Origin of the sequence: Micromonospora sp. NPDC049049 (assembly GCF_040649115.1) — a bacterium.
Lineage (GTDB): Bacteria > Actinomycetota > Actinomycetes > Mycobacteriales > Micromonosporaceae > Micromonospora.
The window spans coordinates 130367-142110 of the sequence record NZ_JBEZEX010000010.1 but is presented as its reverse complement, the minus strand read 5'-3'; the positions used below and the strand labels follow the sequence as shown (position 1 = coordinate 142110).

Annotated in this window: 13 protein-coding genes; 8 read left to right on the top strand and 5 right to left on the bottom strand. The window is 70.3% G+C overall.

The genetic code is table 11. From position 1 onward, the window contains the following. Nucleotides 1-4 precede the first annotated feature (4 nt). Nucleotides 5-469 (bottom strand): hypothetical protein, encoded by a 465-nt coding sequence (locus tag AB0B68_RS13355; protein WP_357260055.1) that lies wholly within the window; start codon nucleotides 467-469, stop codon nucleotides 5-7. A gap of 120 nt (nucleotides 470-589) precedes the next feature. Here AB0B68_RS13355 and AB0B68_RS13350 point away from each other — a divergent pair, with 120 nt between their 5' ends. Together AB0B68_RS13350 and AB0B68_RS13345 are read left to right on the top strand one after the other, a co-directional pair. Then, nucleotides 590-1138: a hypothetical protein gene (locus AB0B68_RS13350; RefSeq protein WP_357260052.1), complete on the top strand. Its 549-nt coding sequence runs from the start codon at nucleotides 590-592 to the stop codon at nucleotides 1136-1138. Beyond that, a complete protein-coding gene (locus AB0B68_RS13345) occupies nucleotides 1128-1682 on the top strand; it encodes a hypothetical protein (RefSeq protein WP_357260049.1) in 555 nt (184 codons plus the stop codon). The genes AB0B68_RS13350 and AB0B68_RS13345 overlap by 11 nt, the downstream gene beginning before the upstream one ends. Before the next feature lie 31 nt (nucleotides 1683-1713). Here AB0B68_RS13345 and AB0B68_RS13340 read toward each other — a convergent pair whose 3' ends face one another. The 4 genes from AB0B68_RS13340 to AB0B68_RS13325 all read right to left on the bottom strand — a co-directional run bounded on the left by AB0B68_RS13340 (nucleotide 1714) and on the right by AB0B68_RS13325 (nucleotide 4549). Next, nucleotides 1714-2418 (bottom strand): TMEM175 family protein, encoded by a 705-nt coding sequence (locus AB0B68_RS13340; protein ID WP_357260045.1) that lies wholly within the window; start codon nucleotides 2416-2418, stop codon nucleotides 1714-1716. Between the two features lie 114 nt (nucleotides 2419-2532). Next, entirely contained in the window at nucleotides 2533-2985 is a 453-nt protein-coding gene (locus AB0B68_RS13335) for a hypothetical protein (RefSeq protein ID WP_357260041.1), read from the bottom strand. Nucleotides 2986-3001: 16 nt separating this feature from the next. Then, nucleotides 3002-3622, bottom strand: coding sequence for a dihydrofolate reductase family protein (locus AB0B68_RS13330; protein WP_357260038.1), 621 nt, complete (start codon nucleotides 3620-3622; stop codon nucleotides 3002-3004). 81 nt (nucleotides 3623-3703) lie between these two features. After that, nucleotides 3704-4549 carry a hypothetical protein gene (locus AB0B68_RS13325; protein ID WP_357260035.1) on the bottom strand — a complete coding sequence of 282 codons (846 nt, stop codon included), beginning with the start codon at nucleotides 4547-4549 and terminating at the stop codon, nucleotides 3704-3706. Between the two features lie 136 nt (nucleotides 4550-4685). Here AB0B68_RS13325 and AB0B68_RS13320 point away from each other — a divergent pair, with 136 nt between their 5' ends. The 6 genes from AB0B68_RS13320 (at nucleotide 4686) to AB0B68_RS13295 (ending at nucleotide 11657) form a co-directional block, all read left to right on the top strand. Then, on the top strand, nucleotides 4686-7451 hold the full coding sequence (locus AB0B68_RS13320; RefSeq protein ID WP_357260124.1) for a BTAD domain-containing putative transcriptional regulator: 2766 nt from the start codon (nucleotides 4686-4688) through the stop codon (nucleotides 7449-7451). Nucleotides 7452-7546: 95 nt separating this feature from the next. Then, a complete protein-coding gene (locus tag AB0B68_RS13315; RefSeq protein ID WP_357260032.1) occupies nucleotides 7547-8266 on the top strand; it encodes a hypothetical protein in 720 nt (239 codons plus the stop codon). Between the two features lie 34 nt (nucleotides 8267-8300). Continuing rightward, on the top strand, nucleotides 8301-9185 hold the full coding sequence (locus AB0B68_RS13310) for a hypothetical protein (protein WP_357260029.1): 885 nt from the start codon (nucleotides 8301-8303) through the stop codon (nucleotides 9183-9185). A gap of 92 nt (nucleotides 9186-9277) precedes the next feature. Continuing rightward, on the top strand, nucleotides 9278-9586 hold the full coding sequence (locus AB0B68_RS13305; protein WP_357196072.1) for a hypothetical protein: 309 nt from the start codon (nucleotides 9278-9280) through the stop codon (nucleotides 9584-9586). Nucleotides 9587-9699: 113 nt separating this feature from the next. Further along, a complete protein-coding gene (locus AB0B68_RS13300) occupies nucleotides 9700-10230 on the top strand; it encodes a SigE family RNA polymerase sigma factor (protein ID WP_357196069.1) in 531 nt (176 codons plus the stop codon). After that, nucleotides 10227-11657, top strand: a complete 1431-nt coding sequence (locus AB0B68_RS13295; protein WP_357260025.1) for a hypothetical protein — start codon at nucleotides 10227-10229, stop codon at nucleotides 11655-11657. Before AB0B68_RS13300 ends, AB0B68_RS13295 begins: the two co-directional genes overlap by 4 nt. Nucleotides 11658-11744 lie beyond the last annotated feature (87 nt).

Sequence of the window (11744 nt, the reverse complement as noted above, 5' to 3'; positions counted from 1 at the left end):
CCTGTCACCCACGGTCGGGGTGTGGGGTTTCGACGTACTGGCCAAACGGTTCGACGGATCCGTCCCAACCGTTCCAACCCTGTTGGGTGACCTGCCCGTCCGCGTAGGTGTAGGACCAGCGGGCCCCGTCCTCACCTTCGATGTGGACAGTTCCGGAGCGAACGAACGGCGCGATCGCGACGTAGAAGGCAATGGCCTGGTACGACCACTTGGGGTCACCCTCGCCGTCATGATCGAATTCGATCCAGTCGCCGTCGCGGACGATCGAGGCTCTGGCCTCGCACGCTATGTCGACAAGCGTGTCATCCGACGGAGACTCATCGGGTTTGTACCAACCAGCCTGTTCGGCCATGGCGGCCTTGGCGGCGGCGACCGCGGCGGCGTCGTCCGACTCTGGTAGGTGCAGACGGCCTGACGGCCACACCGTATATCCCACGAAGGGCATCCTACGACTGTCGATGTCCTTCACGTCGAGGCCGTTGTCCGGCGGGTGGAAGACGGCGAGCTGACAGGATAGGCATTCGGTCTCCCCGAGGCGCTGGTGCGTCGGCGCTACCGTGAGTGCGTCAACCCCACCGAGGAGCGCCGCATGACCGCCGCACCGCGCAGGGCCGTACGCCGGGGTCTCATCGGCCTTCTCGTTCTGCTGGCGGTCTCCGGCTGGACCTATGTCGCCATCGGTGACCGGTGGAAGAGCAACGTCGCCTTCTTCACCCTCGACGAGGGCGACAACTATCGGCTCCGGGTCACCGGTTCGTTCGATGTCCGTTGCGCCAAACTTGAGCGGGAGACGTTCTCCGACCCGTACGTCAACTGGCGGGAGGCGGGCAAGGACTGCGCCTGGCCCCGGGTGGCTGACGGCGACGGCTGGCTGGCCGGTGGGCGGGTCGAGCAGGTCCATTCGGAACGTCTGGGCAGGCGCCTGCCGGAGGCGATCCTCTACGGCATCGTGCCGGCCGCCGCCACGTCGATCCAGATCACCCTTGGCGACGGGACGCCACGCGAGGCGGCCACGATCGCATCGGGTCACGACACCTACCGGGTCTACGCCGTGTACGTACCCGATGCGGGCGACCGGGTCGAGGTCGTGTCGCTGCGGCTGCACGACGCGCAAGGCGGTGATCTGCTTGTCTACTAGCCGTTTCCGTACCGTGGTGGCCGCCGTGGTGGTGTTCGGTGGTCTTGCCGTGGTCGGCAGCCTCAACTGGGAGGGCTGGGACGGGCGGCGGCCCAGCGTCACCGGTCCCCGGTTACTCACCGAAGGCACGACCGGCGGCGTGCACTGGTCGGTGGTCCAGGTTCGGGAAAGCACCTGGGGCGAGTGTCTCTACCTGCGTCAGGACGGCGCGACAGTGGAACGCGCCTGCACCGAGTTCGGAGTTCTGCAGAACTACGAACTCAGCGTCCGTACGCTCCGCGGCGCCGCCGCCCCGATCATCTTCGGCATGCTCCCCGCCGCTGCCGCCCGAGCCGAGGTGGCCGCGGACGGCGGAGATGTCCAGGCCCGCTTCCGCAACGCCGACCTGGTGCCTCTCGAGGTCCACGGCTCCGACGGGTCCAGGCGCTTCGTGATGCAGGCCGCACCAACCGGCCCGGACTGGGCTGGCAAGAACTCGGTGTCGGTCGCCGTTCAGGACGCGGCGGGTCGGCCGCTCACCCCCCGCGACCTCCGGCCCCGCTAGTCGCCGGGGTGACAGGGCAGCTGGTTCGTGGCTACCGGTCACCGTGACTCTGCTCGCGGGTGCGCTTGATGCTGCCGACCTCGCCTCTGATCGGCAGCCAGTAGAAGGGGATGAACGCGATGACCACCACGAGGCCCACGACCGGATGAATAGCGCCCAGCGCGGTCCCGACGACGATCCAGAACGGCGCGGGGCGGAAGCGTCTGCTGATCGCCCGTGCGGTGTCGTTGTCGGTGGTGGAGGTCAGCAGGCGACGGCCGTGCCTGGCGTACTCCCAGATCACGTTGAAGAGGATGGCGGCCACCACATAGGTGGACCCGTAGAAGATGAGTGCGGTGCGCTGGCCGTGGCCCGACTCGAACGCGTGGGCCAGGAGGGACGAGGCGAACGGCAGAAACGCGATCACCATCAGCAGCAGGGTGTTGAGCAGGAGCAGCATGCGGTCGGCGGAGCGGATGTGGTCGAACATGACGTGGTGGTTCACCCACATCTGACCGATCAGCAGGAAGGTGATCGCGTACGCCAGGTATGAGGGCCACAGTTCGCTGAGGCCGCGGAGCAGGTGCTCGGTGTCCTCCGGCGGCTGGATCTCCAGGACGAGCAGGGTGACGGCGATGGCAATGACCGCGTCGCTGAAGGTGACTGCCCGCTTCGGGTCTCGTTCCGCACCGATCGGGTTGCTGGCTCTGGTTGTGCCCTCGGTGGAGACGCCGCGAGCCGCGCGAAACCAGCGCATGAGCCTCCCCCACGGTGGTCACCCAAGAGCTTTCCGGTGCCGCGGGTTCCCGCCGTCGCCGGAACCAAACCGGCCTGCGGGTCAGGCGCCGTCTTCCGCCCGGGTGAGTCGGCCTCAGCCGATGTTGATCAGCAACACCTGGTCGTCGCGGAGCTCGGAGACGCTGTCGCGCAGCAACCTCAGCGTGTCCAGGCCGGCCGTGCCGCTCTCCTCGAAGTCCACCCCCATCTCTTCGAAGTGGGCGACCAACTCCTCCGCGCGGTGCGCGCCGGGATCGAGCTGATCCAGTAACCCTGGTGCTGGAGTGATGAGCGTGGTCAGGCCGTACGCGCTGTTGATGGCCTCCGACTCGGCGTTGAACTCCGGCGGATCCAGGTCGATGCCGCGTTCCTCCAGATAGGTCAGGACGTACAGCATGCAGTAGCCGGACCAGTCGTACTCCTGTCGCGCCCTGCTCCCGTGTTCGGCCAGGTACGCGCGGAACGACGACGGCGATGTGCGGGCCAGGCGGGCCAGCTCAACGATGCTGTCCCTGGGGACCACTGTCAGTGACGCGATGGCGGACAACGCAACCTCCGTCGGTTCAGGAGAGCACGCGGTAGGTGACGTGCAGGACCGCGCTCGCCGCCCGTGCCGTCACCTGTTCGAGCTTCAGCGACGGGACGCCGTCGAACAGCCGCACACCGGTGCCGAGGGTGAGGGGCACCATGTGCAGGCGCAGCTCGTCGACGAGGCCGGCGGCGAGGTACTGGTTGATGGTGGTCGCACCGCCGTGGATCAGGATGTCGCCGCCACCGGCCGCCGCACGGGCCCGCGTGAGCGCCGACTCGATCCCGTCGGTGACGAAGTGGAAGGTGGTGCCGCCCTCCATCGGCTGCGGCTCCCGTGCGTGATGGGTGAGCACGAACACCGGCTTGTGGAACGGTGGGTCGTCACCCCACCAGCCGTTCCACTGCCGGTCCCACGCACCGCGCACGGGGCCGAACATGTTGCGCCCCATGATGACCGCCGACGCGGCTGTGATCTGGTCGATCTCGGCCTGGTTCTCCTCGGCGGCGTCGAACATCCAGGCGTGCAGCCTGCGGCCCCCGCCGTCACCGCCGTCGTCGCCGAACGGGCGTTCCTCGGTCTGGTTGAGCCCGGCCGAGTACCCGTCGGCGGAGATGGTCTGGTCGACGATCACCTTGCCGTTACGTGTGGTCACTGTGCTCTCCATTGACGCTTATGGGCGGGAGATCAGCCTACGGCCGCTCCTGATCCCGATCGTGCATCGACGTTCTGGCAGCTAGCGGGAGGGTTGCGCTCGAGCGAACAGGAAAAGCAGGGCGGTGGCCATCACCACGGGGGCCAGGCCGCACGCGACACTCACCACCACCGCCGTGACCCGAGAGCTGGGGTCGGTCCCGGTCTCGCGTCTCGGGAAGGCGTACACGCCGACCAGGAGGAGCACGAGCCACAGTGGCACGAGCACGGGGGCGAGAGCGGGCCAGATGGGCCAGATCGGCTCGGTGACGATGCCCTGACCCAGGGCCATCCAGATGAGGGCGGCACCCGGGAGGAGGCCAACCGTCACCAGGGTGCAGACCAGCAGGGGTACGGGTCGACGCCGCCGTCCCACCCACGCGAACAGCGCCGCGCCGGCTGCGGCACCGGTGAGGGTGCCAGCGACAGTGCTGGCGAGGAACGTGCCGGGCGCGGCCGGCGCGATGGTCAGCTCTGTCCCGCTCTCCGAGTAGTCGAGCGCGACCGTCAGGCCGTCGCGCTCAGCCCGCCAGCCGTCGCACAGGTAGCCGGGTACGCGGCGAAGGCCCTCCCACCCCTGCGTCCCGGCATTGCGCCGTAGCTGCTCCGCGAGCCCACAGTCGTCACCATCGTGGTATCGGAAGGACGACCGGCCCGAGCCCAGGTCGTCGGCAGCGAGATGAACGCCCCACCGGTAGCCGTGCACGATGCGATCCGAGTTGACCGGCACCGCACCGGGAAGCAGCTGCGCCGCCACGGTCTGCGCCTGGTTGTCGCTGGGCGGAGTGACACCGCGACCGCCATACCAGGAACCGAGGCTGTGGCCGACCGTGCCCAGCAACACCGCGCCGAGCAGCACCATCGCGACGCGCCGCAGCCGGCGGCTCATCGGCGCACCTCCCTGCCGTAGTGCGCTAGAGGCTAGCTCCCGGAGTCCGGTTCTGGTGCCCCCTGGATCGTGTCCAGTGCGCGACGAACGGATCGAGCATGCCGGGGTGGAGATTTAGCCTGATTCGGTGATCTCGATGGTTGGTACGGGGGTGCGGGTCAGGCTGCTCGGGCCGGTGGAGGTGGTCGTCGCCGGCGCTCCGCAGGCGGTGAACGGTGTACGCCGCAAGGCGGTACTGGCCACGTTGGCGCTGCACGCGGGCCGTGTCGTCAGCATCGACCGGCTCGTCGACGTGGTCTGGGGCGACCAGCTACCGGCCACCGCGGCGAACACGTTGCAACGCCACGTGTCCTACCTCCGCGGGGTGCTCGGTGAGCCCGGATCGATCGTGGCGCGCCAGCCCGGCTATCTGCTCGACACCGGGCCGGACTCCACGGACGTCCAGGCCGCCGAGCGCCTCATCGAGCTGGCCCGGCGCTCGACGGACCCCAACGAGCAGGTGAAGCACCTGACGGCCGCGGTGGCACTGTGGCGGGGCCCACCGCTGGCCGACGTAGCCGGGGCGGCCTGGCTTGAGGAGCAGGCAGAACACCTGGCACGCCTACGGTTGGAGGCCGAACGGTCGCTCGCCGAGGCCCGGCTGTCCGTCGGTGAGCACGCCGGCCTCGTCCCCGGGTTGGAACGGCTCGTCCGACAACACCCCTTCGACGAGCACCTGCACGCGCAGCTGATGCTCGCCCTGTACCGCGACGGCCGGCAGGGCGAGGCGGTCGCCACGTACCGGCGGTTGCGCGACAACCTGCGGGAGAACCTCGGCCTCGACCCCGGTCCGCGGCTACGCGACCTGGAGTGCGCCATCCTGCGCCAGGACAGCGCCATCGCCGCACCGGCCCCGGCGGCACCGACGCGGGTCGCGGCGCAACTGCCTCCCCCCGTACCCACGTTCACCGGACGCGACGCGGAGCTCGCCGCCCTCGACGCGCTGATCGACCGGGGCGGCGCCGTCGTGGTGTCCGGGACGGCCGGCGTCGGCAAGACCGCCCTCGCCGTGCACTGGGCGCACCGCGCGGCCGAGCGCTTCCCCGACGGGCAGCTCTACGTCAACCTGCGCGGCTTCGACCCGGCGGCCACACCAACCGAACCGGTGCGGGCGCTGCACGGTTTCCTGGAGGCGCTCGGCGTTCCGGTGGCCCGGATGCCCCGCGACCTGGACTCGATGGCGAGCTTGTACCGCACGACGGTGGCGGGCAAGCGACTGCTGGTGGTGCTGGACAACGCCCGCGACGCGGAGCAGGTCCGGCCGTTGCTGCCCGGCTCACCGGACTGCCTCGCCATCGTCACCAGCCGCGACCAGCTCATCCCGCTGGTCGTCACCGAAAGCGCCCAACCGGTGCCTCTCGACCTGCTGAGCCCCGGCGAGGCCCGCGACATGCTGGTCCGCCGGCTGGGGGAGAGCCAGGTCGCCGCCGAACCCGCCGCGGCCGACACCATCGCCGACCGGTGCGCGCGGCTGCCCATCGCCCTGGCCATCGTGGCCGCCAGAGCCGCCACCAACCGGCGCTTCTCGTTGGCCGCCGTCGCCGGCGAGCTGGGCGACCTGGACGCCTTCCGCGCAGGTGACGAGGCCACCGACGTACGGGCGGTCTTCTCCTGGTCGTGCCGGACGCTCAGCCCGGCCGCGGCCCGGCTGTTCCGGCTGCTGAGCCTGCATCCCGGCCCGGACGTCTCCGCCCCGGCCGTGGCCAGTCTGGCCGGCGTCGACGGGCAGGCGACCGGCCCTCTGCTCACCGAGCTGACCCGGGCGAACCTCTTCACCGAGCACACGTACGGGCGCTACGCGTTCCACGACCTGCTGCGCGCGTACGCCGCCGACCTGGCCGAGGAGGCCGAGCCGCCGGCCGAGCGTCGGGCCGCCATCCACCGGCTGCTCGACCACTGCCTGCACACCGCTCACGCCGCCGACCTGGCACTGCACCCGCACTTCAGCGCGATCAGCCTCCCGCCACCCCGGGCGGGTGTGACGCCGGAACGCCCCAGGAGCCGATCGGCCGCCTCGGCGTGGTTCGCCACTGAGGTCCCCGTCCTGCTCGCGGCCGTGCCGCTCGCGGCGCGGTCCGGGTTCGAGGGACACGCCTGGCAGCTCGCCTGGACCATGGCCGGCTTTCTGCACCGGCAGGGGCACTGGCAGGACTGGCTCGGCACGCAGCAGATCGCTCTGGCCGCCGCGTCCCGCATCGGGGACCAGGCGGGGCAGGGCCACGCGCACCGCAGCCTCGGTCTCGCCTGCTCCCGGCTCCGACGGTACGACGAGGCCGACGACCACCTGCGGCGCGCACTCGACCTGTTCACCGACGTCGGCGACGACGCCGGACGGGCCCACACCTGCCTGAACCTTGGTCAACTGGCCGAGCGGCAGGGGCAGCACCAGCAGGCGCTGCACCATTCCCGGCGGGCGCTGACCCTGTTTCGAAGGGCCGGAAACCGGGCCGGGCAGGGGTACACCCTCAACGCGGTCGGTTGGCAGGAATCGCTGCTCGGCAACTACCACAGTGCCCTCGAATCGTGCGGCCAGGCGCTGCGCATGTTGCAGGAGGTGGACGACGTACAGGGGCAGGCCGACACCTGGGACAGCCTCGGCCACGCCCACCACCAGCTCGGCGACGATCGGCGGGCCATCGCCTGTTACGAGCACGCACTCGAACTCTTCACGCAGGTCAACGACAGGTACGCCGAGGCGGGCACGTACGTCAATCTCGGCGGCAGCCACCTGGCGCTCGGCGACGTCCCCGCCACCCGTGCCGCGTGGCGGCGAGCCCTGACCATTCTCGACGAGCTCGGCGATGCCGACGCCGACTCGATCCGCGCCGACCTCGAACAGCTCGACGCCACCCGGCTGCGCTGACGTACCCCCGCTTTCTGCGCCGTTTCCGGGCCGCTTCAGCGCCGCCCGGCACTCTTCGGACACCAGTCTCTTCCGCATGAGGAACGGAGCGTTCGATGAGTCGTTTGGCACACCGCCTCGCGGTGATCGGGGTGGTCAGCGCGACGGTGCTGGCCATGTCGTCCGCCGCCGTCGCCCAGACCGACAAGCCGCCGAGCAAGGGCGCCGACTGCGTGGTCCAGCACGTCGACGAGAGCGGCAAGGTCCTCCGCACCGAGACCGCGCCCGAGGGCCGGGAGTACGGCCCGTTCCGCTGCGTCGGCGGGAAGTGGACGTTCGCCTGGGCGCCCTTCGGAGCGGACGACATGATCACGGCCGACGAAGTCGAGGTCGAGCCGTCCGGTGCCGTGTCCGTTCGACGCTTCACCGGCCCCGCGCTCGGCAACGACCTCACAGTGGGCGAGATCGCCGGCATCGCCCAGGCCGTCAGCGGCAGCCGGGAGGTGTTCGTCGACCGCGCGATAGTGGCGGTCGACGACGGCAAGGAGCGGACCCCGGAGCAGATCGAGGCGCTGCTGGCCGGCAAGGACGACACCGGAGTGCGGGTGCTGGACATCATCGAGAAGCCCGACGCCGCCATGTCGACGAAGGACGTCATCGACGAGGCCGGCGGGACACCCGAGACGACCGTCGTCTATTTCAGCCTGTGGGGTGCGATCAAGTCGGTGTTCGCCTGGATCGTGGACACGATCGGCGAGATCGGCGAGTGGATCGACGACCACTGCGAGTGGGGGTCTCCCAACACCACTGGCGACATCGTGACGTGTCGCTGGTAGCCCGTCCGACCCCGATCACGGAAATGAGGACAGCATGACAACTCTGCGGGACATCACCAGGCGCGCCACCATCGTCACGGCCGCCCTGATCGTCGGACTGACGGCTTCGTACGCCCCGTCGCAGGCCGCCGAGGGGGAGGCCCGGACGACGATCACCGACCACCCCGGTGCCCCGGGCACGATGCTTCGACAACTGGAGGACCTGACCGGCCGGCCCGTCGGCGACCTGGACAAGGTGCTGGCCGTCGACACCGGCGGGCGGACCCTCACCAGCGACCAACTCGCGGCGCTCGCCGCCGGCAAGGAGGTCGACGGCGTCAAGGTCGTCGGCACGATCCCGGGCAGCCGGGAGGTGCTCGGCACGACAATGGCCGACCTCGCCGACGGCACGTACGACGGCACTGGCGACGGCGGGACGGCGACGTCCCTGCTCTTCGCCTCGTCCACCTCCGGCGGCCGGGAGTGGTGCCTGACCATGTGCGTCGCGTCCGGCAAGTCCGTCTGGGAATGCCTGCTGTCGCGCCGGACCGGGGAGCTGATCCTCACCCTCGACCTGGCCGGCGGTACCACGGTCGGAGGGACGAAGGCGGCCTTCGAGAAGGCGAATGGTGTCGCCGTCGACGGCCCGTCCGGCGTGCAGACGCTCATCGGCGACGGCGAGCCGTCGGCGGACGAGATCAGGACGCTCCTCGACGGCAGGGACATCACGTCCTTGCGCCGGGTGGCGACAGTGGACCGACCGGACCCGGAGTGGGCGCTTGCCGACGTCGCCGAGAAGTCCGGCGTCGTGTACGCGAAGACCAAGGGTCACCTCTTCACCCTCAACCTGCCGATCCTCGGCAAGATCCTCGTGTTCTGCGTCTCGCAGGACAACGGGAAGACCTGGAAGTGCTCGGCTCGTCAGTGGGGCGGGTTCTGACCGGTAGGCCGTCCACGGTCCCGCTCCGCCCGACCTCCCCGGTCGACGCGGAGCGGGGTTCCGCGCTTGAGCGGGCCGCTCATACTCACGAGATGATCAGCAGCGACCCTCGCGTGCCGTGGCCGCCTCGGGATTCCCACCCGACAGACAGCTCGACACTGCCGCTCTACATGGTCCTCTTCTTCGTCCTGGGCGTCTTCAGCTTCGCGATCTACGGGCTGAGCGACGGCGAGGGAGCGCTCATTCTCGCGAGCATCATCTCGGGAGTGTTCTTCGCGTGCTTCCTGATCCTCTTCGCGATCTACTGGGTCGGATACCTGCTCAAAGGCCACGCCATCTGGCAGGCCGAGCGCCAGGCCGCGTCTGATGGGCCTTCCGTGGGTCAACAGCCGGGGGACTGAGCCCGTCGACTACGACGCCCCCGTGCAGTCCTCCACTCAACCCTGGAGACCGCCGGTGGCGTCTCACCCTGCGTCCGCACTCAGACGCGAGGTGGACGCGACCTGGAGGTGGCGTGAGTCGGCACGAGGACGACGAAGAGTTCCGGCTGTTCGTCCAACGACAGTGGGGATCGCTGCTTCGAACGGCCTACCTGCTGACCGGTGACCGGGGGACAGCCGAGGACCTGACGCAGTCGGCGTTGGAGAAGACCCATCGGCGCTGGGGGCGGGTGCTGCGCCGGGACGCGCCCGAGGTCTACGTACGTCGGGCGATGGTGAACACGGCGATCTCCTGGCGACGTCGACGGCGGCCGTTGGAGGTGCCGCTGCTGACCTCCGACAGCCAGCCGACTCACGACGCGTACGCGCAGGTGGAGCAGCGGCAACTTCTCCTCGCCGCGTTACGGCGATTACCGCCCAGGACGCAGGCGGTGCTGGTGCTGCGCTACTTCGAGGATCTCAGCGAGGCGGACACCGCCAAGGTCCTCGGCTGCTCCGTCGGCGCGGTAAAGAGCCAGGCGTCGCGCGGGTTGGCCCGACTGCGCAGCGACTTCGTCCCACCCGCCGCGCAGTCCCCGGCACGGCTCGAGGAGGAACTGGCATGACCGGAAGCTTCGCCAATTCGACGCTCGGTCCCGCGCTGCGGCAGGCCGCGCACGGCGTCGACGTACCCGAGGATCCCTGGCCCGGGTTCGCCGGCCGGGAGCGACGGCACCAGCGGACGCGGCTGATCCGCACGGCGTTGGCCGCCGCGGTCGGGGTCGCGCTCGTCGGGGTCCAGACCAACGTGGTTCCGTTGCCCGGATGGGCGCCGGGTATCGCGGTCGCCGCCACTCCGACGGCGCTGCTCGACGCACCACCACGGGGCGCGCTGGCCGGAGATGAGGCTTGGCTGGACACGCTACGGGCGCGGATCACCGCCGATCCGCCGGTGCGAATCGACGCCCCGGTGGGTGCCTGGAAGATCGGCGACAGTGACCGGATCCGTCTGATCTACGGCAGTGACCAGCCGGGCCACCGGGTCGCGCTGGTCGCGGTGCCGCTGCGGTTCGGCCTGCTGACCAGGGAGGCACTGGTCTGGTACGTGGGTCCCGCCGGGGCCGGTGCCCAGCAGATGCGGTACAGCGGCCACAGCGAGGGTGACGACGACCCGGTGATGACGCTGATGCGGGCCTACCCCGACCGGCCCGGGTTCGCGGTCGCCGTCGGTCCGCCCGAATCCACTGTGACGATCACTGGTGACCCTCGATACACGTCGAGGGGCACCGTGGAGTACCGGGACATCGCCCGGGCGGACGGAGGCGGAGTCGGCTTCGGCGTACTGCCGCCCGAGCCCCTGCCGCACGAACCCGTCGTCCGGGTCAGCCGCGGCGACCGGGTGTTCTTCCAGGGCGGTCTGGGCGGCGGCCCGTACGCCGGGCTCTACCCGACCGGGCCGGAGATGGACTCTCTGCTCGTCGGCGCTCGTCAACCCGTCCGAGGTACGCCGATCGACGACACCAACCTCCGCAACTTCGTCCAGACGGCACTTCAGAACAGTCACCTCCCGGTCGGCGGCACGACAGTGCGGGTGCGGTGGTCGGGCCGCGATGACGGGCAGGCCGCCGCGCTGCTCACCGTGCAACCGGCCGGGGGCGGAGTGATTGCGTACGCCATGCACGGCGACGATCGGACCGGCTGGTACATCGACCTACGGCTGCTGCTACCGGCCGAGGGTGCCGACCAGCGACCGATTGGCTGGCGGGTCCGGACCGAGGACGGTGCCCGTCCCGCCACCGGCGAAGTGCGGGTGATCGCACCGCCGGACGCGGCCCGCGTCACGGTGACGATCGAAGGCGCATCCCCGGCCACTGTCACCCTCGACGCGTCGAACGCCGGCACCACCCGGGTACCAGCGGACCGGGCGGCCACTCTCACCGCGTACGGCAGGGACGGCGGCGTCCTCGGGACCACCCCGCTGCCGCCCGTGGAGACCGACAGCAGCGCAGGAGGTCTGCCCGGCGACAGCCCTGCCACCCGGGTGACACCCTGACGCGACGGCAGGCGGGCCGAGCCGTCCCCGGACGGCACGGCCCGCGTCGGCCTCTAGGATCGACAGCCTTGACGGCGAAGACGGCCT

Excerpts from the sequence above, each read along its gene's own strand:
- AB0B68_RS13305 (WP_357196072.1), top strand. The coding sequence starts at position 9,278 with ATGATCAGCAGCGACCCTCGCGTGCCGTGGCCGCCTCGGGATTCCCAC.
- AB0B68_RS13350 (WP_357260052.1), top strand. The coding sequence starts at position 590 with ATGACCGCCGCACCGCGCAGGGCCGTACGCCGGGGTCTCATCGGCCTT.
- AB0B68_RS13340 (WP_357260045.1), bottom strand. The coding sequence starts at position 2,418 with ATGCGCTGGTTTCGCGCGGCTCGCGGCGTCTCCACCGAGGGCACAACC.
- AB0B68_RS13325 (WP_357260035.1), bottom strand. The coding sequence starts at position 4,549 with ATGAGCCGCCGGCTGCGGCGCGTCGCGATGGTGCTGCTCGGCGCGGTG.
- AB0B68_RS13310 (WP_357260029.1), top strand. The coding sequence starts at position 8,301 with ATGACAACTCTGCGGGACATCACCAGGCGCGCCACCATCGTCACGGCC.
- AB0B68_RS13320 (WP_357260124.1), top strand. The coding sequence starts at position 4,686 with ATGGTTGGTACGGGGGTGCGGGTCAGGCTGCTCGGGCCGGTGGAGGTG.
- AB0B68_RS13295 (WP_357260025.1), top strand. The coding sequence starts at position 10,227 with ATGACCGGAAGCTTCGCCAATTCGACGCTCGGTCCCGCGCTGCGGCAG.
- AB0B68_RS13315 (WP_357260032.1), top strand. The coding sequence starts at position 7,547 with ATGAGTCGTTTGGCACACCGCCTCGCGGTGATCGGGGTGGTCAGCGCG.